13 protein-coding genes are annotated in these 20,427 nt (G+C 72.1%); 1 reads left to right on the top strand and 12 read right to left on the bottom strand.

Annotated elements, in window-relative coordinates; all coding sequences use genetic code 11:
• Positions 1-480: 480 nt before the first annotated feature.
• The 3 genes from ACN6LD_RS21680 to lepA all read right to left on the bottom strand — a co-directional run bounded on the left by ACN6LD_RS21680 (position 481) and on the right by lepA (position 6,913).
• The gene (locus ACN6LD_RS21680; RefSeq protein WP_445044035.1) at positions 481-2,589 is read right to left on the bottom strand and encodes a SpoIIE family protein phosphatase; all 2,109 of its coding nucleotides are present in this window, start codon (positions 2,587-2,589) and stop codon (positions 481-483) included.
• A gap of 303 nt (positions 2,590-2,892) precedes the next feature.
• Positions 2,893-4,767 carry an AMP-dependent synthetase/ligase gene (locus tag ACN6LD_RS21675; RefSeq protein ID WP_319196768.1) on the bottom strand — a complete coding sequence of 625 codons (1,875 nt, stop codon included), beginning with the start codon at positions 4,765-4,767 and terminating at the stop codon, positions 2,893-2,895.
• Positions 4,768-5,044: 277 nt separating this feature from the next.
• On the bottom strand, positions 5,045-6,913 hold the full coding sequence (gene lepA, locus ACN6LD_RS21670) for a translation elongation factor 4 (RefSeq protein ID WP_319196770.1): 1,869 nt from the start codon (positions 6,911-6,913) through the stop codon (positions 5,045-5,047).
• Positions 6,914-7,132: 219 nt separating this feature from the next.
• Here lepA and rpsT point away from each other — a divergent pair, with 219 nt between their 5' ends.
• Entirely contained in the window at positions 7,133-7,399 is a 267-nt protein-coding gene (rpsT, locus tag ACN6LD_RS21665) for a 30S ribosomal protein S20 (protein WP_057574704.1), read from the top strand.
• A gap of 191 nt (positions 7,400-7,590) precedes the next feature.
• On the opposite strand, the gene ACN6LD_RS21660 is transcribed toward rpsT, so the two are convergent.
• From ACN6LD_RS21660 to leuS, 9 genes are all read right to left on the bottom strand, one after another.
• Positions 7,591-7,986 (bottom strand): nuclear transport factor 2 family protein, encoded by a 396-nt coding sequence (locus tag ACN6LD_RS21660; protein WP_445044034.1) that lies wholly within the window; start codon positions 7,984-7,986, stop codon positions 7,591-7,593.
• Between the two features lie 196 nt (positions 7,987-8,182).
• Positions 8,183-9,172 carry a DNA polymerase III subunit delta gene (gene holA, locus ACN6LD_RS21655; protein WP_319196774.1) on the bottom strand — a complete coding sequence of 330 codons (990 nt, stop codon included), beginning with the start codon at positions 9,170-9,172 and terminating at the stop codon, positions 8,183-8,185.
• Positions 9,173-9,216: 44 nt separating this feature from the next.
• Positions 9,217-9,462, bottom strand: a complete 246-nt coding sequence (locus tag ACN6LD_RS21650) for a hypothetical protein (protein WP_107443991.1) — start codon at positions 9,460-9,462, stop codon at positions 9,217-9,219.
• Between the two features lie 95 nt (positions 9,463-9,557).
• Complete coding sequence (locus ACN6LD_RS21645; protein ID WP_445044038.1) at positions 9,558-10,388, bottom strand: arylamine N-acetyltransferase; 831 nt, start codon at positions 10,386-10,388, stop codon at positions 9,558-9,560.
• A gap of 250 nt (positions 10,389-10,638) precedes the next feature.
• A complete protein-coding gene (locus ACN6LD_RS21640; protein ID WP_445044037.1) occupies positions 10,639-13,473 on the bottom strand; it encodes a ComEC/Rec2 family competence protein in 2,835 nt (944 codons plus the stop codon).
• Between the two features lie 113 nt (positions 13,474-13,586).
• Positions 13,587-14,426 (bottom strand): helix-hairpin-helix domain-containing protein, encoded by an 840-nt coding sequence (locus ACN6LD_RS21635; RefSeq protein WP_445044033.1) that lies wholly within the window; start codon positions 14,424-14,426, stop codon positions 13,587-13,589.
• A gap of 668 nt (positions 14,427-15,094) precedes the next feature.
• A complete protein-coding gene (locus ACN6LD_RS21630; RefSeq protein ID WP_319197674.1) occupies positions 15,095-15,940 on the bottom strand; it encodes a DegV family protein in 846 nt (281 codons plus the stop codon).
• Between the two features lie 219 nt (positions 15,941-16,159).
• On the bottom strand, positions 16,160-16,894 hold the full coding sequence (locus ACN6LD_RS21625; protein WP_445044032.1) for a hypothetical protein: 735 nt from the start codon (positions 16,892-16,894) through the stop codon (positions 16,160-16,162).
• A gap of 257 nt (positions 16,895-17,151) precedes the next feature.
• Complete coding sequence (gene leuS, locus ACN6LD_RS21620) at positions 17,152-20,037, bottom strand: leucine--tRNA ligase (RefSeq protein WP_319196629.1); 2,886 nt, start codon at positions 20,035-20,037, stop codon at positions 17,152-17,154.
• Positions 20,038-20,427: the final 390 nt, after the last annotated feature.

Below are 20,427 nucleotides of genomic sequence, written 5' to 3'. Positions count from 1 at the left end.
CCCCCCCCCCCCCCACCCCCCCCCCCCCCCCCCCCCCCCCCCCCCCCCCCCCCCCCCCCCCCCCCCCCCCCCCCCCCCCCCCCCCCCCCCCCCCCCCCCGCCGACGGACGGGCCTCGCGGGTGCATGCGGTCGCGGTCAGCCCGATTCCCGCGCCGGCGATCAGGACGCTTCGGCGGGTGGGCGTGTCATCTGCGGCATTCTTCGCCTTCGGCACAAAACGGGACCCTACATGCGCAGAGCGCGCCCTGGCCGCGTCCCTCGCCGCCCGGCCCGTGGTCTTCGCCGCCCCGCCGCCTCCGCCGCACCACCGTCACGGCCCGCCGCACCACCGCCTGCGCAGCGACACCCCATGCCCGCCACACCACCACCTCCGCAGGCCACACCACCACTCCGCAGCGCCCCCCGGCCCGCCGCACCCCGTCACCCTCGCCGCCGTACGGGCTCCCCAGCCGCTTCGCCGCCCTGCGTCGAGCAGCCCGCTACTCCGCCTGCAGCACCAGCAGCGCGAGGTCGTCGTCCGGCGGCTCCTGGCCGAACTCGTGCACCAGCTGCCGGATCCGCTCCGCGATCAGCTCCGCGTCCAGTCCGGCGCAGCCCGCCAACGCCGTCGCGAGACCGTCCTCGTCGTCGAACTGGCGTGGTCCCGAGCGCCGCTCCGTCACGCCGTCGGTGACGCACAGCAGGCTGTCGCCGGGCCGCAGTTCCAGGCTGTCGCAGGTGTAGACGACGTCCTCGACGACCCCGAGAAGGGTCTGCGGGCGTCCGGCCGTGGCGACAGCGCCGTCCGGCCCGAGCACCAGCGGCAGCGGGTGTCCGGCGGAGGCGAGGGTGCAGCGGATGCCGCCCTCGAAGGGCGCCAGCTCGCCGTACAGGAGCGACAGGAAGCGGGTCTGCGGGCCGTCTCCGGGCCCGGCGGGGCCGACGAAGGCGCGGGCGGCGGCGTCCGCGGCCTCGGTCGCGTCGTCGAGGAGGAGCTGGTTGAGACGGTCCAGGACGTCGGCGACGCCGTAGCCCTCGCGGGCCAGCAGCCTCAGCCAGGGGCGCGCCAGGCCGATGACGACAGCCGCCTCCGGGCCCTTTCCCTGGACGTCCCCCACGGCGAAGCACCAGCGACCGTCGCCCGCCGGGAACAGGTCGTAGAAGTCGCCGCTGGGCCCGCCCTGCTCGCGCGGCTCGTAGACGAGGGCGCTGCACACGCCGGGGATCTGGGCGACCGCGCCGGGCAGCAGCCCGCGCTGCAGGACCGCGCTGATGGTGGCCTGCCGGGCGTACTGGCGCGCCGCGCCGATGGCCAGCGCCACCCTGCGGCCGAGATCCTCCACGAGCCCGGTGACCTCGTCGGGGAAGACGCCCGGTCCGGCCCGCCCGAGGACCAGGGTGCCCAGTGGCCGGCCACCGGCGATCAACCGGTAGGCGAGCGCGGCGCCGTGCGGGCCGAGGGCCGTCGCGGGCCAGGGATAGGACTCCGGCCCCGAGCGGGGGCCGCCGTCGGGCGGGCACGGCGGGTCCTTCTCCAGGGCGCGGCGCAGCTCCTCGATGCGGTTCTCGCTGCCGTGCCAGACCCGGGCCAGCCGCGGCCCCGGCCCTCCCGCCCAGTCGCCGCGGCCGCTGACCTCGTCCTCCAGCCACACCGCGCACCAGTCGGCGAGCCGCGGCACCAGAAGCTGGCCGGTCAGCGCGGCGACCAGGTCCTCGTCGAGCTGGCCGGCGAGCAGGTCGGACGCCTCGGCGAGGAAGGAGAGGGCGCCCCGGTTGAGCCAGTCCGGCTCGCCCCGGCCGTTCGGCTCCGGTTCGGGGGCGAGGGCGTCGAGGAGACCGGTGAGATCGGCGTGGCCGTAGCCGTGGCTGTAGCCGTGGCCCGGGTCGAAGCCGGGGCTGTAGCCGAAGCCGTGGCCCGGGTCGAAGCCGGGGCTGTGATCGTCGCCGTGGCCGTCGTCGCACTCGGGGTCTGCGGCGCGAGCGTCGCCGGTGAGGCCGAGGCCCGTGGCGTCGCCGGTGAAGCCCGCGGCGTCGCCGGGCCGGCCCGCCACCCCGGCGGCCGGCGCCACACCGACGCCGGCGCCACCCTGCTCGGCGGCGGAGTCGGCGGCCGGCAGGAGCCGCGCCCAGACCGTCTTCGCCCCCCTGCGGTAGGTCACGCCCCAGGCGTCCGCCAGCGTGGCGACCAGGCGCAGGCCACGGCCGTGCTCCGGAGTGCCCTCGGGCGGGTCGGGGGCGTGGTCGCGCGGTGTGCGGGAGGGGTGCCGGTCGCAGACCTCGACGACGAACGCGAGGCCGCCGTCGGGCGGACCGGGCTCCGCCTCCAGCCGGCACACCAGCTCGACCTCGGTGCCGGCGTGGACCACGGCGTTCGTGACGAGTTCGCTGACGACGAGTATCGCGTCCTCGGCGAGGCGCTCGCGCAGCTTCACGGCGCCGGGCAGGCCGGTCCCGGCCCACTCCGACAGCGCCGCGCGGACCAGGTCGCGGGCCGCCCCGGGCGCGAGGGAGCTGCCGGCCAGCGTCGCGCGCGCGTGCGGGAGCCCACTCGCGCGCGCGGGCGCGCCGGCCCGGGAGAGGGTCTCCCGTTGCGTCGGAATGGCTCCCATGCGCTGCTCCCCGGACGGTACGGATGCCCACCAGGGTGACAGACCGGTTGCATCCATGAGCGCTGGGTCACCGAAGTGAGCCGACCGGGGCTGGAAGCGTGCTATGCGGGCGCACGCGAGTGCCCGATGACGCACGATGACGCACGGTTGAGGGGCGGAATCCGAACAACCGGACTCCGCCCCTCCCCTTTCACGCCGGGGTGGCCGCCGGGGTGGCCGCCGATGTGCGCCGGGGGGCCGCCCCGCCGGCATCCGCGCTTCGCCCGCGCCCCGCGCCCCACGCGCCGCCGGAGCCGCGCCGCCCTACGCCTCGCGCGATCCGGCGTACATCTCGTCGATGAGGTGCTTGTACTCCCGCTCCACGACCGGCCGCTTGAGCTTCAGGCTCGGCGTGATCTCACCGTGCTCGACGTCCAGGTCGCGGGGCAGCAGCCGGAACTTCTTGATCGTCTGCCAGCGCTGGAGGCCCTCGTTGAGCTGCTTGACGTAACCGTCGATGAGCTCCACGGTGACGGGCGCGGCGACGACCTCGGCGTACGACTTTCCGGCCAGTCCGTTGTCCTTCGCCCAGTCCAGGAGGGACGGCTCGTCGAGGGCGATGAGCGCCGTGCAGAAGTTCCGGTCGGCGCCGTGCACGAGGATGTTGGAGACGTACGGGCAGACCGCCTTGAACTGGCCCTCGACCTCCGCGGGCGCGATGTACTTGCCGCCGGACGTCTTGATGAGGTCCTTCTTGCGGTCGGTGATCCGCAGGTACCCGTCGGGCGACAGCTCGCCGATGTCGCCGGTGTGGAACCAGCCGTCGGCCTCGAGGACCTCGGCGGTCTTCTCGGGGAGCCCGTGGTAACCCTCCATGATGCCGGGGCCGCGCAGCAGGATCTCGCCGTCGTCGGCGATGCGCACCTCGGTGCCGGGCAGCGGCTTGCCGACCGTGCCCGTGCGGTAGGCCTCGCCGGGGTTCACGAAGGACGCGGCGGAGGACTCCGTCAGGCCGTACCCCTCGAGGATGTGGATGCCGGCGCCGGCGAAGAAGTAGCCGATCTCCGGCGCGAGGGCCGCCGACCCGGAGACGCAGGCGCGCAGGTTGCCGCCGAAGGCCTCGCGGATCTTGGCGAACACGAGCGCGTCGGCGACCTTGTGCTTGGCGCCCAGCCCGAAGGGGACGGACGCGCTGCCGGTGCGCCGGAAGTTGTCCTGCGCGGCCTTGGCGTACTCGCGGGAGACCTCTGCGGCCCACTGGAAGATCTTGTACTTGGCCCCGCCGGCCGCACGGGCCTTGGCGGCGACGCCGTTGTAGACCTTCTCGAAGATGCGCGGCACGGCGGCCATGTACGTCGGCCGGACGACCGGAAGATTCTCGATGATCTTGTCGACGCGTCCGTCGACGGCCGTGACGTGCCCGACCTCGATCTGGCCGGAGGTGAGCACCTTGCCGAAGACGTGCGCCAGCGGCAGCCACAGGTACTGCACGTCGTCGGGGCCGACGAGGCCGGTCGCCGCGATCGCCTTCGCCATGTACGACCAGTTGTCGTGCGGCAGACGCACGCCCTTGGGGCGGCCGGTGGTGCCGGAGGTGTAGATGAGGGTGGCGAGCTGGTCGGAGGTGATCGCGGCGACCCGCTCCTTGATCAGCCCGGCCTCCTTCTCCAGCCGGGCCGCGCCGCGCTTCTCCAGCTCGTCCAGGGTGAGGATCCAGTCGGCGGTCTCCACGCCGGCCGGGTCGATCACGACCACATGGGTGAGGTCGGGGAGCTCGGCGCGCTTCGCGACCGCCTTGGCGAGCTGGGCCGCGTCCTCGGCGATCAGCACCCGGCTCTCGGAGTCCGAGAGGATGAACGCCGACTCGTCGGCGTTGGTCTGCGGGTAGACGGTGGTCGTGGCCGCCCCGGCGCACATGATGCCGAGGTCGGCGAGGATCCACTCCAGGCGCGTGGAGCAGGCGAGCGCGACGCGCTGCTCGGGCTGCACGCCGAGTTCGATGAGGCCGGCCGCGATCGCGTAGACCCGCTCGGCGGCCTGCGCCCAGCTCAGCGCCTTCCATGCGTCGGGGCCCTCGCCGGACGCGGCGGGCACCGGATGGCGGTACGCCTCCGCGTCGGGCGTGGCCGCCACGCGCTCCAGGAAGAGGCCCGCGACCGACGGCGGACGGTTCTCGATCAGTGTCTGTGTGTCGCTCACGACATCCTCCGGGGCCCGCGACGGTGCGGCTGGCTCGTTGCGGCGTCGTTCGACGCGCGGCTGCTGTTGACGGCGGCTCTTGTTGACGACGGCTGTGCTGGACGGCGGCTCTTGTTTAACTCACGAGTAACTACCGAGCAGGCATCAGAGTAAAGGGCGACTGGCCAGCGCGTAAGGGGCTCCGGGTGGTCACTTTCTCCTGAGTACAGCCAAAGGGCCCGCCGCGCGACAGCGCGACAGGCCCTTTGCACGCCCCGGACACCGGGCTCCTGCGCGGCTACTTCTTGCCCTTGCCGGATCCCGCGCTGTCGTCACTGCTCAGGACGGCGATGAAGGCCTCCTGCGGAACCTCCACGGAACCCACCATCTTCATCCGCTTCTTGCCCTCCTTCTGCTTCTCCAGCAGCTTGCGCTTACGGGAGATGTCGCCGCCGTAGCACTTGGCGAGGACGTCCTTGCGGATGGCGCGGATGGTCTCGCGGGCGATGACCCGGGAGCCGACGGCCGCCTGGATCGGCACCTCGAAGGCCTGCCGCGGGATGAGCTCGCGCAGCTTGGCGACGAGCCGCACACCGTAGGCGTACGCGGCGTCCTTGTGGGTGACCGCCGAGAAGGCGTCCACCTTGTCGCCGTGCAGCAGGATGTCCACCTTGACCAGGCTGGAGGCCTGCTCGCCGGTGGGCTCGTAGTCCAGCGACGCGTAACCGCGCGTCTTGGACTTCAGCTGGTCGAAGAAGTCGAAGACGATCTCCGCGAGCGGGAGCGTGTAGCGGATCTCGACCCGGTCCTCGGAGAGGTAGTCCATGCCGAGCAGGGTGCCGCGCCGGGTCTGGCACAGCTCCATGATCGACCCGATGAACTCGGAGGGCGCGAGGATCGTGGCGCGTACGACGGGCTCGTAGACGTCGCTGATCTTCCCCTCGGGGAACTCGCTCGGGTTGGTGACGGTGTGCTCGCTGCCGTCCTCCATCACGACGCGGTAGACCACGTTCGGCGCGGTGGCGATGAGATCGAGCCCGAACTCGCGCTCCAGCCGCTCACGGATCACGTCGAGGTGCAGCAGGCCGAGGAAGCCGACGCGGAAGCCGAAGCCGAGGGCGGCGGACGTCTCCGGCTCGTAGACCAGGGCGGCGTCGTTGAGCTGGAGCTTGTCGAGCGCGTCGCGCAGCTCCGGGTAGTCCGAGCCGTCGAGGGGGTACAGGCCCGAGAACACCATCGGCTTGGGGTCCTTGTACCCGCCGAGGGCCTCGGTCGCGCCCTTGTGCAGGGTGGTGATGGTGTCACCGACCTTGGACTGACGGACGTCCTTCACACCGGTGATCAGATAGCCGACCTCACCGACGCCGAGGCCGTCGGCCGACTTCATCTCCGGCGCCGAGACACCGATCTCGAGCAGCTCGTGCGTGGCGCCGGTCGACATCATCCGGATCCGCTCACGCTTGTTGAGCTGGCCGTCGATGACACGTACGTACGTCACGACACCGCGGTAGGAGTCGTAGACCGAGTCGAAGATCATCGCGCGGGCGGGGGCGTCCTGGACGCCGACCGGAGCCGGGACGTCCGCGACGACCCGGTCGAGCAGCGCCTCGACGCCAAGACCGGTCTTGGCGGAGACCTTGAGCACGTCCTCGGGGTCGCAGCCGATGAGGTTGGCGAGCTCCTCGGAGAACTTCTCGGGCTGGGCGGCCGGCAGGTCGATCTTGTTCAGCACCGGGATGATCTTGAGGTCGTTCTCCATCGCCAGGTAGAGGTTGGCGAGAGTCTGGGCCTCGATGCCCTGGGCGGCGTCGACGAGGAGGACGGTGCCCTCACACGCGGCCAGCGACCGGGACACCTCGTACGTGAAGTCCACGTGACCGGGGGTGTCGATCATGTTCAGGATATGGGTGTTGCCCGCATCCTGTGTCGGGGCCCAGGGCAGGCGCACGGCCTGGGACTTGATCGTGATGCCGCGCTCGCGCTCGATGTCCATGCGGTCGAGGTACTGAGCACGCATCTGCCGCTGATCGACGACTCCGGTCAGCTGGAGCATGCGGTCGGCGAGCGTGGACTTGCCGTGGTCGATGTGCGCGATGATGCAGAAGTTGCGGATCAGAGCCGGGTCGGTACGGCTCGGCTCGGGCACATTGTTAGGGGTCGCGGGCACGCAGGGTCCTGTCTCTTGAGGCGCCTTGTGCCTCGGGTCGGATCGATACGTAGGCTCCATGGTCCCACGGGTGGCGACCGGAGACCGGTTTGGGCCACCCGGGCAGCCGCTGGTAGTCTGGGCAGCTGTGTCTCATGCCCTCTCAGCGCGAGACACACCCAAGAAATCACCTGGTACGAGCCCGTGCGGCTCCGTGCCTGAACCTGAAAAGGCTCATTCGTGGCGAACATCAAGTCCCAGATCAAGCGGAACAAGACCAACGAGAAGGCTCGGCTGCGCAACAAGGCCGTCAAGTCGTCCCTGAAGACCGCGATCCGCAAGGCCCGCGAGGCCGCTGCCGCGGGTGACGCCGAGAAGGCCACCGAGTACCAGCGCGCTGCTGCGCGTCAGCTCGACAAGGCCGTCTCCAAGGGCGTCATCCACAAGAACCAGGCCGCCAACAAGAAGTCGGCGCTTGCTTCCAAGGTCGAGTCCCTCAAGGGCTGAACCGCTTCACTGATCTGATCGCCGGCAGGGACTCAGCGGGCCCTCTCATCCGCTCCCGTCCGGCACCCCCGAGCCTGTACGCGGCCTGCGTTCGCCACGCGGGTACGGGCTCACCAGCTTGATCAGCTTTGCCGGAGGCCTCGGCTCTCCGCCCTTCCCCAGGGCCGGAGCCGGGGCCTTCGTCTTGGCCTTCACGACCAGAATTCGTTGCTCGTGTCGATGTCCGAGACGCACTCGTCGAGGTCCGTGATCTTGTCGCCGACGATCCGGAAGACGATGCACCCGTCGTCCTCGAGGTGCTTACCGCCTCGGTCGGCGGTGAAACGGTGCATGGAGACGGCATGCCCACGTCCGTCGACCATCACGTTGCGCAACTCGACGCGCATCGACCCGGCCGTCTCCGAGAACAGCCTGCCGTACATGTCCGTGATCGCGTCGAGGCCTTTGAAGTCCCCGGAGAGCGGGTGGGAACCGGGCACGTGATGCGTGCAGTCCCCCGTCATCAGCCCGCGCAGGGTGTCCATGTCCCCGCGGCTGAAGGCCTCGTATCCCTCGCGGACGAGTGCCGCGTGCGGGTGTTCAGCCATGTCGATCGCCACCTTTCGCATGCGCCGGCGATGTGCGGCTGGTACGTCCGATTCTCCTCCCCGGCAGGGGAACGGCGACTGGATCACACCGAGGACGAGCACACCGAGACCGAGGACGACCACACCCAGAACGATCACCCTCGGGGGACGATCACCCCGGGCTCCCGACCGGCATGAAGCACGTGGAAAGTGACGGTCATCCGCGCCCCCCGGACCGCGCCGCACGCGCGATGGCCACGACGGCCTTCTCGAGGGCGTACCCGGGATCGTCGCCGCCGCCCTTCACGCCCGCGTCCGCCTCGGCCACCGCTCGCAGGGCGACGGCCACCCCGTCCGGCGTCCAGCCGCGCATCTGCTGCCGAACCCGGTCGATCTTCCAGGGCGGCATGCCGAGCTCCCGCGCCAGGTCGGCGGGACGGCCGCCGCGCGCCGAGGACAGCTTGCCGATGGCCCGCACGCCCTGGGCCAGCGCGCTGGTGATCAACACGGGCGCCACGCCGGTGGCCAGCGACCAGCGCAGCGCCTCCAGCGCCTCGGCGGCCCGCCCCTCCACCGCCCGGTCGGCCACGGTGAAGCTCGACGCCTCGGCCCGCCCGGTGTAGTACCGGCCCACGACGGCCTCGTCGATGGTGCCCTCGACATCGGCGACCAGCTGGGACACGGCCGACGCCAGCTCCCGCAGATCGCTGCCGATGGCGTCGACCAGCGCCTGACAGGCCTCGGGCGTGGCCGATCTGCCGGTCGCGCGGAACTCCTGTCTGACGAAGGCCAGCCGGTCCGCCGGCTTGGTCATCTTCGGACAGGCCACCTCGCGGGCGCCTGCCTTGCGGGCGGCGTCCAGCAGCGCCTTGCCCTTGGCGCCGCCGGCGTGCAGCAGGACGAGCGTGATCTCCTCGGCGGGCGAACCGAGGTACCCCTTGACGTCCTTCACCGTGTCGGCGGACAGGTCATGCGCGTTGCGTACGACCACGACCTTGCGCTCCGCGAAGAGCGACGGGCTGGTCAGCTCGGCGAGCGTGCCGGGCTGCAGCTGGTCCGGATTCAGGTCGCGTACGTCCGTGTCGGCGTCGGCGGCCCGGGCGGCGGCCACCACCTCCTGCACGGCACGGTCGAGCAGGAGGTCCTCCTGGCCCACGGCGAGCGTCAGCGGGGCGAGAGGGTCGTCATTCGCAGTCTTCCTGGCCATCACCGACAGCATCCCACGAGCCACCGACAACGCGGCCTACGCGCCTATGGCTCCTCCCGCCAGCCCTCCCACTCCGCCGCGAACTCGTCCAGCGCCGCCGCGTCGAGCCGTCCGTCCTCGTCGTGCAGCAGGACGAGCCACTGCGCGTCTTCCGCGTCGTCCTCCCCGGCCAGGGCGTCGCGGACGATCCTCGGCTCCTCGCCGACGCCGAACCGCTCCCCGAGCGCCTGAGCCACCTCCTCCGCCGCGTCGCGGTCCGGCAGCACCAGCACATGTCTCACATCGCTCACGGCGCCATTTTCCGGCACGCGCACACGGCCCGTGCACCCTGTCCGCCCGCAAGGTCCGTACGCGATGCCCGTACGCGATGCCCGTACGCCGGGGACTACCCGTGCGCGCGAACCGTCGGCACCCGCTCCAGCTCGATCCCGAACCGCTCCCGGTACACCCCCAACACCTCGTCGTCGGCCTCCAGTTCGTGTTCCCGGCTTTCTCCGTCCGCGGACGTCGTCTTCAACCGGCGTCCGCTGAGCGTGATCCGTCCTCCGTCCTGCGTGAGCCGCGAGCAGATCAGCGACCGCGTGAAGTGCGACTGCGGTGAGGTGCTGTGCCACCAGGCTCCCGCCGCGAAGTCCCCCAGCACCAGGGGCCGTACCTCCAGCCGGTACACCCGCGCTCCGTCCCGCACGACGTCCACGTCCCGCGCCGGCACCGCCCCACCGGCTCCCGCCTCCGCTCCGGCCGGGTCAGGACCGGCCTCGGCGATCCTGAACGTCCCGCCGGGATCGGCCTGTTCGCCGTCGTGCCCCCATCGGAGCGGGTGATGACTGTGCGCCCCGAACCCGACGTCGGCCAGCCGATGCCCGCCGTCCGCCGTCCCGACCAGCAGCGCGAGATGGTCGTACGGGATACCGAGCCGGCCCTCCTCGCCGTACACCCGCGCCGCCAGCAGGGCGACCTCGAAGCCCAGCGCCGTCAGCAGCGCCCCGAACGCCCCGTTCAGTTCGTAACAGAACCCTCCCCTCCGCGCCACGACGACCTTCTCGACCAGCCGCTTCTCCTCCAGCGCGATCTCCTCCCCGAGATGCACCGACAGGTTCTCGAAGGGCACGGCCCGCAGATGCCTCAGGTGCAGCTCACGAAGAAGCCCGGCGGTCGGGGGCGGAAACGGCAACTCGAGACCGAGACCGAGACGGCGGAGATAGGCCTCGACCAGAGGAGCGTCGAGGAAGCCGACGACGTCCTGGTGCCGAGCGTCCGCGGGCCGGGCGGTATCCGGGGCGTCGGAGGCATGCGCGGCGTCCGGGGCGTCGGCGGTCCGGGCTGCGCCCTGGGGAACGGCGGGCCAGGCGCCATCGCTGGCGTCGGAGGGCCGGGCGGCGCCCCGGGCGTCGGAGGGATGGGCGGCGCCCCGGGGAACGTCGGGCTGGGGCGGTTCGTCCTTCGCCGGTGCGGGATTCATGTCTTCAGTCTCGCGCCACCCGCAACCCCTCGCTCCCGCCCCCTCCTCCGACGACCGCCATGGCCCCGTCCCGGTCCGTCCGCAGTACCAGGGCCCCTCCCTTGCGCAGTGCCGCGACCGTGCTGGGCGCGGGATGTCCGTACGGGTTGTCCGCGCCGCAGCTGATCAGCGCCAGCCGGGGCGCCACGGTCCGTATCAGGTCCGGGTCCTGGTAGGCCGAGCCGTGATGCGCCACCTTCAGCACGTCCACTCCGCGTACCAGCGCGGCCGCCGGCGATCTCGACAGCGCCCGCTGCGCCGGGGGTTCGAGGTCGCCCAGGAGCAGCATGCGCAGCCCGGCCGACCGCACGAGCAGCGTCACACTCGCGTCGTTCGGACCTTCCGGTTCGGGCGCCGGCAGCGGCGGAGGCCACAGCACCTCCCATTCCAGGGCGCCGACCCGCCGGCGCTCCCCGGCCACGGCCCGCACGACGGGGATGTTCCGCGCCCTCGCCTCCTTCCGTACGAACTCCACCTGCTCCACGGGTTCCTCGAAGCCCGTTGTCTCGACAGCTCCCACCTCCCGGCCCCGCAGCACCCCCGGCAGCCCTGCCACGTGGTCCGCGTGGAAGTGGGTGAGCACGACGAGCGGCACCCTGGTGATGCCGAGCGCGCGCAGACACTGGTCGACCAGCGCCGGATCGGGACCGGCGTCCACGACCACGCCGGCGCCGCCGCCCGCCGCGAGGACGGTCGCGTCGCCCTGCCCCACGTCGCACATCGCCAGTCGCCAGCCCGGCGGCGGCCAGCCCGTGAGCACCCTCGTGAGCGGCGGCGGCCGCACCACCACGAGCAGCAGCAACGCCCCGCAGACCGCGCACAGCCACGGATGCCTCGACAACCGCCGCCCGGACAGCACCGCCACGCCCGTGACGGCCGCCAGCAACAGGGCCCCGGCCCAACTGCCCGGCCAGTCGATCCCCGCACCGGGCAGCGCGGCGCCCGTTCGGGCCACACCCGCGATCCACTCGGCGGGCCAACCGGCGCACCAGGCCAGCGCCTCGGCCACCGGCATCGCCACCGGCGCGGTCGCCAGCACCGCGAAGCCCAGTACCGTCGCGGGCGCGACCGCGAACTCCACGAGGAGGTTGCAGGGCACCGCCACCAGACTCACCCGCGCCGACAGCACCGCGACGACCGGTGCGCACAGGGCCTGCGCGGCTCCGGCTGCCGCCAACGCCTCCGCGAGCCTCGGAGGTACCCGCCGCCTGCGCAGGGCGGCACTCCATCGCGGCGCCAGCGTCAGCAGGGCCCCGGTGGCGAGGACGGACAGCAGGAAGCCGTAGCTCCGGGCCAGCCACGGGTCGTACAGCACCAGAAGCAGCACTGCTGTCGCCAGGGCCGGGACGAGGGAGCGGCGTCGACCGGTCGCCAGGGCCAGCAGCACGATCGCTCCACAGGCCGCAGCGCGCAGCACGCTGGGGTCGGGCCGGCACACCACCACGAATCCGAGCGTGAGCGCCCCGCCGAGCACCGCGCTCGCGCGCAGGGGGACGCCCAGCCGGGGTGCCAGCCCGCGCCGCTCGACCTGCTGGGCGAGACCGGGCGGGCCGAGGAGCAGCGCAAGGATGATCGTGAGGTTGCTCCCGGAGACGGCCAGAGTGTGGGCCAGGTCCGTCTCCTTGAAGGCCTCGTCCAGTTCGGGCGTGATCCTCGAGGTGTCCCCGACCACCAGCCCCGGCAGCAGCGCCCTGGCGTCCGCCGGCAAGCCGTCGGTGGCCGCCCGCAGACCCGCCCGCAGCCGCCCCGCCGTCCGCTGGGTGGCAGAGGGTCCTCCCACGACCGACGGCGCCGCCTTGCCCCGCACCCGCAGCACCGCCGCGAACCGGTCCCCTCGGGCCATGGCGGGCGCGAGCCGCCCGGCCACCCGCAGCCGGGTGGACGGCAACAACGCGAGCCACGGTGCCTCGGGCCGCCCTTCTGGACCTGGCGCGCCGCCGGACTCCTTCCGGCCCTCGTGCCCCGGACGCATGCCGCCGCCTCCCTCGGGCCCCGGGCGCCCGCCGCCGCCTCCCCTGCGCGATCTTGCGTCCACGATCAGCAGGACCGGCGTCCGCGTCGCCACCACCGTCCGGTGTGCGGTCTCGACCCTGCGCACCTCCGCCTCGATCATCACCGAGTCCGGCATCACGTGGTCCCCTCTGACGCGAGGGCGCGTGAGCCGTGGGTCGGAGGTGAGCTCGACCTCGGCGGTGACGCTCGCGTACCTGCCCGCCAGCGCCGGCACCGGCCCGCGGCGCAGATCCGCGCCGTGCAGCCCGGCCGACGCGGCTGCCGCAGCCGCACAGAGCAGAGAGGCGGCGACAGTCACACGCCGCCAGACCCTCCCCCGCCCCGCCGAGCCCGCACCATTCACCACCTCGGGAGTCACGCCCGGCGAAACCCCGCCCCGCCCCGCCGAGCCCGCACCGTCCACCTCCGCGACGGTCGCGCCCGGCGAAGCCCCACCACCCCCCGCGGTGCCCGCACCATGCACCCTCGCGACGGTCCGGCCCGGCGAAGCCTTCCCACTCCCCGACGACACCGCACCATCCGCCACTCCGGGGTTCACGCGCGGCCCGGTGCTCCAGGGGCCCTGCGTGACCGGGGCGTTCCTCGCGCTGCGCCCCCTCACGACCAGGAGAATCACTGCGGCCGCCAGACAGCCGATCACGAGGCCGCCCACCAGCCCCGGGGACGCGTCCAACGTGAACGCGGCCGTGGCCCACGCCGCGAGGGCGGGTGGTACGAGCCGGAGATCCACCGGCCCCTCCTGACGCGGGTGGGCGTCGCCCAGCCGCCTCCCGGAGTCGGCGTGCACGGCCTGCCGACCGCGCCCGCCGGGCACCGGCCAGGCGCCGTTCAGAGCGGCCCCGTCCTCATCCCTGACATTGCCGCCGACCCCGGGAATCCTCCGCCCAGCGTTCGCCCGCCTCATGGCCGCACGAGATTCCGCAGGTCGGCGAAGCGCCGCTCACCGATTCCGTTGACGTCCCGCAGCTCGTCCACCGAGCGGAAACCGCCGTTCTGCGCCCGGTGGTCGATGATGTGCTGCGCCAGCACCGGTCCCACGCCGGGCAGGGCCTCGAGTTGGTCGACCGTCGCCGTGTTGAGGGACACAGGTGCCGCGGGCCTGCCGCCCGGACCTGTCGCGCCGCCGGACCCAGCCGATCCCGCACCCGCACCCGCACCCGCTCCAGCCCCGGCCCCGGCCCCAGCCCCAGCCCCAGCAACCGGCGAGCCGGCGACGACGACCTGCTCGCCGTCGACGAGGAACCGTGCGCGGTTGAGACCGTCGGTGTCGGTGCCCGGTCGCACCCCACCGGCCGCGTCCAACGCGTCGACGACCCGCGAACCGGCCGGGAGACGATGGATTCCGGGCCTGCGCACCTTTCCGCTGACGTCCACCACGATCTCGCCGCCGACCGAGCTCACGGTGCTCCCCGGGATTCCCGGACTCGGCGGACCCGCGGACGCCTCGGGGCCGGCCGCCGAGTCCCGCTCGCCTGCCGCCGCCCCGAAGGGAGCCGCGGCTCGCACGACCTCCGGCGCCTTCACCGGCTGGACCCTTCCGGTCCAGAAGTGTTGTACGGCGAAACCCGCGGCGGCGACCAGCAGCACGGTCAGCGCCAGGACGCTCCTGCGCTCCAGTCCGCACCGTGCCTCCAACCAGACCGGCATCCGCTCCCGCAGCGCAAGCCCCGCCCGCTCCCACCAAACCGCCCGGGCCGCCCATGGCTCCTGGCCCGCGCCCTCGAACGCGCCGCCCTCCACGGTGACGACAGCACCCTGGAACGCACCGCCCTCTGCGGCGACGACACCGGCGTCAGCGCCCTCGCCCTCGGTGCCGGCCCGTGTCCCACCCCCGGGACCGGGTTCTCCTGCACCGCCCGCCGGGCGCAGGTCTCCCGTGCCGTCCGCAGACCCGGTGCCGTCCGCAGCACCGCCCCCACCGGACTCCGGCCGGCCGCTGCGTCCACCGAGCCCACGGGACTCCGGTCGGCCGCTCTGTCCAGCCAGCCCATGGGACTCCGGTCGGCCGCTCTGTGCAACCAGCCCAGGGGACTCCGGCCGTCCGCCGCCTCCACCGCCCCTGTCGCCCGCGCCGCCCCCGCCTGGCGGTCCGACACCCGGCTTCTCCGTCGCGCCTGCCTCCCGGGCCCGTGCGGTGAACAAGGCCTGCGCCCTGCGACGGTTCTCCTCCGCCGAGGCATGACGGTGCCGCGCCCGGTGACCGTCGGGGGGACGCAGGCGGCGGGAGCGTGCGTCGGAACCGCGGGCGCGGCCGGGACCGCTGGTCGCGTGCGTGCTGCGTGAGCGTGATCGAAGTGCCATGCCACGAGGATCGGACACGTCGCCACATCGCGATGATCTTGCTCAATTTCCGTGGACGGACAGCCTGTTGTGGATAACTTCGCCACTCGCAGGAGTGCGGGACGTCCTCATCGCGGCGAGACCACGACTCCCAGCAGTCCTGGTCCGGTGTGGGCGCCGATCACCGCTCCGACCTCGCTGACATGCAGATCGACGAGTCCGGGCACCCGGGAACGCAGTCGGTCCGCGAGAGCCGATGCCCGGTCGGGAGCCGCGAGATGATGCACGGCGATGTCCACCGGCGCGCTGCCCGCCCGGTCGGCGCCGAGCTCTTCCAGACGTGCGATCGCCCTCGAGGCCGTCCGGACCTTCTCGAGGAGGTCGATGCGCCCCGCGTCCAGCTGAAGGAGCGGCTTCACGGCGAGCGCCGAGCCCAACAGGGCCTGTGCGGTGCCGATCCGGCCGCCCCGACGTAGATATTCCAGGGTGTCGACGTAGAAGTAGGCGGACGTGCCGTCGGCTCGCTTCTCCGCCGCGGTGACCGCCTCGTCGACCGTCCCGCCCGACTCCGCGACCTCGGCCGCCGAGAGCGCGCAGAAGCCGAGCGCCATGGCCACCATGCCGGTGTCCACCACCCGCACCGGAACGGGCGCCTCGCGCGCCGCGACCACCGCCGCGTCATATGTGCCGGACAGTTCGGCCGAGAGGTGCAGGGAGACGATGCCGGAGGCGCCCGATTCGGCGACCCTGCGGTAGGTCTCGGCGAAGTGCTGCGGGCTGGGGCGCGAGGTGGTGACGGGGCGTCGCTTCTGCAGCGCCTGAGCCAGCGAGCGGGTGGAGATCTCACTGCCCTCTTCGAGTGCCTGGTCGCCGAGGACGACGGTCAGGGGCACCGCGGTGATGCCATGACGCTCCATCGTCCGCTGCGGCAGGTAGGCCGTTGAATCCGTGACGATCGCGACATGGCGGGACATGACCTGGAGGTTACCTGGCGTAGCCGCTGCGCGGCAGCCCGGCCCCTGGCAGCTGGGCTGCCCTTGACCGAATCAAATACCACGCCGAACAAGGCCCGAGCCGGGATCCGGTGATGCGCGGAACTCAGGCCCCGCGCCCCCCGTCAGCGTGCGACGACCACGGCATCACCGTGCCACCTGGCCGCTCTGCCGACAGGGCGCCGAAACCCTGGACTCCGCTCAGGTGGTGCTCTCGGGGCGCGGTTTCTTCTGCCAGGGGTAGACGGGGCGCGGTCCGGGCGGGGTGATGGCGGGCGGGGTCGGCTCGTCCGCGGTGCGTGCCCCGGGGGTCTCGGGCCAGGTCTGGCCCGCCGTCGTGCTGTCGGCGGCCGGCGCTTCGGGCCACGGGGGCGGCGTCTGGTCGGGTTCCGACGTGGTCCAGTGCCGCAGGGCGCCGGCCTCGACGCCGATCTGGGCGCTGAGGGAGTCGAGGTCGTCCTCCGCGAAGCGGCGGGCACGGTCACGGGCGGCCCAACGCAACGAGTCGGCCGATCCCGTGATGCGCTCGGTGCGCTCCCGCAGCGCCGGCAGACGCTCGACGAGCGTCGCCCGGTCCGGCTCCGACTCCAGGCGCTTGAGTTCGGCGTCCAGTTCGTGGCCGTGCGCGCTGAGCCTCTGGAAGAGGCCGAGGGACTCCTTCAGGGACTCGTCCTCCACGGCGCCCGCGTGCAGTGCTTCCTGAGTGGCCCGCATCGATGTGCGCAGGGCGAGCCGTAGCTGGGCGATCTCGCCGGCCGGTCCGAGCTGGGCGAAGGACTTGGCCCGCAGGGTGTGGTCCTCGACCGTGCGGCGGGCCTGGGTGATGGTGCGGTCGACGCCCCGTTTTGCGGCCCCGACCACCTTCACCGTGGCGTAGGCGCCGAGCGCCAGGCAGAGCACGAAGAGCAGGACGATGACGGCGATCACGGCTTCCACGAGCTCCTCCTTCGACCTGCACGACGCGTCCGGCCCCGCAGACGGCACACCGCAGCCGGCGCCCCGCCCTTCAAACGGTAAACGAGACGGGCAGGCCCGGAGTTCCAGAAGAACCCCGAACCTGCCCGCACCGAACCCCTAAGGGGCGACCGACGTCATGCGGCCCACCGCCCGGCCGGGCGAGCGGAGCCCGGTACCGCGCCCTCACCCGGCCACCGCCCCCGGCGGATCGACAGGCCGCGTGCGCGGAGCCGCCCCTACGCGGGAACGATGTTCACCAGCTTCGGCGCCCGCACGATCACCTTGCGGATACCGGCCCCGCCCAGCGCCTTGACGACCGCCTCGTCGGCCAGCGCGACCTTCTCCAGCTCTTCGTCGGAGATGGCCGGGGAGACCTCCAGGCGCGCCTTGACCTTGCCCTTGATCTGTACGACGCAGGTCACGCTCTCGTCCACGACGTACGCCGGGTCGGCGACGGGCAGGTCCTGGTGGACGACCGAGTCGGTGTGGCCCAGCTTGCGCCACAGTTCCTCGGCGATGTGCGGGGCCAGCGGGGCGGCCAGCAGCACCAGGTCCTCGGCGACCGTGCGCGGCAGCGCCCCGCCCGCCTTGGTCAGGTGGTTGTTCAGTTCGGTGATCTTGGCGATGGCCGTGTTGAAGCGCAGACCCTCCAGGTCCTGGCGCACCCCGTCGATCGCCTTGTGCAGAGCGCGCAGGGTCGGCTCGTCGGCCTCGGCGTCGACGACGGTCACCTCGCCGGTGGCCTCGTCGACGATGTTGCGCCACAGCCGCTGCAGCAGGCGGTACTGGCCGACCACCGCGCGGGTGTCCCACGGGCGCGAGACGTCCAGCGGACCCATCGCCATCTCGTACAGGCGCAGCGTGTCGGCGCCGTACTCGGCGCAGATCTCGTCCGGAGTGACGGCGTTCTTCAGGGACTTGCCCATCTTCCCGTACTCACGCTTCACGGGCGTGCCCTGGTACAGGAACGTGCCGTCCTGCTCCTCGACCTCGGCGGCCGGGACGTACACGCCGCGGGAGTCGGTGTACGCGTAGGCCTGGATCATGCCCTGGTTGAACAGCTTGTGGAACGGCTCCGCGGAGGAGACGTGCCCCAGGTCGAACAGGACCTTGGACCAGAAGCGCGCGTACAGCAGGTGCAGCACGGCGTGCTCGGCCCCGCCGACGTACAGGTCGACGCCGCCGTGCGGCTGCCCCTCACGGGGGCCCATCCAGTACTGTTCGACGGCCGGGTCGACCAGCTGCTCGCTGTTGTGCGGGTCCAGGTAACGCAGCTCGTACCAGCAGGAACCTGCCCAGTTGGGCATGGTGTTGGTCTCGCGGCGGTAGCGTCGCGGGCCGGCGCCGTCGCCCAGGTCCAGCGTGACGTTCACCCAGTCCGCGTTGCGGGACAGCGGCGTCTCCGGGGAGGTGTTCGCGTCGTCCGGCTCGAAGGTGCGGGGTGAGTAGTCCTCGACCTCCGGCAGCTCCAGGGGCAGCATCGACTCCGGCAGCGGGTGGGCGATGCCGTCCTCGTCGTAGACGATCGGGAAGGGCTCGCCCCAGTAGCGCTGACGGCTGAACAGCCAGTCGCGCAGGCGGAAGTTGACGGTGCCCTCGCCGATCCCCCTGCCCTCGAGCCACTCGGTGACGCGCGCCTTGGCGTCGACGACACCCAGACCGTTCAGGCTGATCTCGTCGTTCGCCGAGTTGATGATCTTCGCCTCGTACGACGCGAAGGCGTTCTCCCAGGTCGACGTGTCGGTGCCGCGGCCGTCGGTCGGCTCGACGATGCAGTGGATCGGCAGCTCGAAGGCGCGCGCGAACTCGAAGTCGCGCTGGTCGCCCGCCGGGACGGCCATGATCGCGCCGGTGCCGTAGCCCATCAGGACGTAGTCGGCGATGAAGACGGGGACCCGCTCGCCGTTGACCGGGTTGGTCGCGTACACACCGGTGAAGACGCCGGTCTTGTCCTTGGCCTCGGCCTGGCGCTCGACGTCGGACTTCGAGGCCGCCTGCGCGCGGTACGCGGCGACGGCGTCCACCGGGGTGGCGTGGCCGCCCGTCCAGACGTCGTGGGTGCCCTCGGGCCAGGATTCCGGGGTGAACTTGTCGACCAGCGGGTGCTCGGGCGCCAGGACCATGTAGGTCGCGCCGAACAGGGTGTCCGGGCGCGTGGTGAAGACCGAGATCCGCTCGCCGTCCACGGGGAAGTCGACGCGGGCGCCTTCGGAGCGGCCGATCCAGTTGCGCTGCTGCAGCTTGATGGCCTCGGGCCAGTCCAGCGCGTCCAGGTCGTTCAGCAGGCGGTCCGCGTAAGCGGTGATGCGCATGTTCCACTGGCGCAGCTTGGCCTTGAAGACGGGGAAGTTGCCGCGCTCGGAGCGGCCGTCGGCGGTGACCTCCTCGTTGGCCAGCACGGTGCCCAGGCCGGGGCACCAGTTGACCGGCGCGTCGGAGGCGTAGGCCAGACGGAACTCCCCCAGCACGTCGGCGCGCTCGGCGGCGGTCAGCTCGTGCCACGCGCGCGTGTGCCCCGGTACCGGGCGCTCACCGGACTCGAACTGGGCGACCAGCGCGGCGATCGGACGGGCCTTGTCCGCGTCCTCGTCGTACCAGGAATTGAAGATCTGCAGGAAGATCCACTGGGTCCACTTGTAGTACTCGGGGTCGATCGTGGCGAACGACCGGCGCTTGTCGTGGCCCAGGCCCAGCCGGCGCAGCTGGGACTTCATGTTCTCGATGTTGGCCTCGGTGGACACCCGCGGGTGCGTGCCGGTCTGCACGGCGTACTGCTCGGCGGGCAGGCCGAAGGCGTCGAAGCCCAGGGTGTGCAGGACGTTGTGGCCGGTCATGCGCTGGAACCGCGCGAAGACGTCGGTCGCGATGTAACCCAGCGGATGACCGACGTGCAGTCCCGCACCGGAGGGATACGGGAACATGTCCATGATGAACTTCTTGGGCCGGGCCACCATCTCGGGGTCACCGGCCAGGTCGCCCTGCGGGTTCGGCGCGGCGTAGGTGCCCTCGGCGTCCCAGAAGTCCTGCCAGCGTGCCTCGATCTCGGCGGCCATGGCTGCCGTGTAGCGGTGCGGCGCGGCCTCTGCCGGGACAGCGGCGGCAGCGGGGTTCGTCTCGCTCATGGTCCTCAAAGCTCCATCGATCGTCTCTGCCAGCGGGTTGTCGTCCAGGAAACGAAAAATCCCCTCGCACAGGAGGGGACGCCGCGCCGATTCCGAACCGTCCGTTCACCGGCGGTCGGGACTGATCAGCGCGGCTCGCTAAGCAGAAGGCGTACAGCACGCATGGCGTTAGGGTACCGCAGGCCTTGAGCACGAGGCCACGCGCTTACGTATGCATGGTCGAGACACCGTTGGTGTGCCGAGAACGGGGGGACAGAGCTGCATCCAGGGTCTTGGTTACTTCGCGTAACAGCCGCTAAAGGACATCACAACAGCCACATCGTCGTTTCATAACAACGCAATAACTCAAACCTCGTACCCATCGGTATGGAGCCACTTAGAGTTCGGCAG

The organism is Streptomyces sp. SAS_272 (assembly GCF_052543235.1).
The sequence above is the reverse complement of the archived record's forward strand: the minus strand, read 5'-3'. Positions and strand labels throughout refer to the sequence as shown.

Coding starts and splice junctions, on each gene's coding strand:
- leuS (WP_319196629.1), bottom strand. CDS start 20,037: ATGAGCGAGACGAACCCCGCTGCCGCCGCTGTCCCGGCAGAGGCCGCG.
- holA (WP_319196774.1), bottom strand. CDS start 9,172: ATGGCCAGGAAGACTGCGAATGACGACCCTCTCGCCCCGCTGACGCTC.
- ACN6LD_RS21630 (WP_319197674.1), bottom strand. CDS start 15,940: ATGTCCCGCCATGTCGCGATCGTCACGGATTCAACGGCCTACCTGCCG.
- ACN6LD_RS21660 (WP_445044034.1), bottom strand. CDS start 7,986: ATGGCTGAACACCCGCACGCGGCACTCGTCCGCGAGGGATACGAGGCC.
- ACN6LD_RS21680 (WP_445044035.1), bottom strand. CDS start 2,589: ATGGGAGCCATTCCGACGCAACGGGAGACCCTCTCCCGGGCCGGCGCG.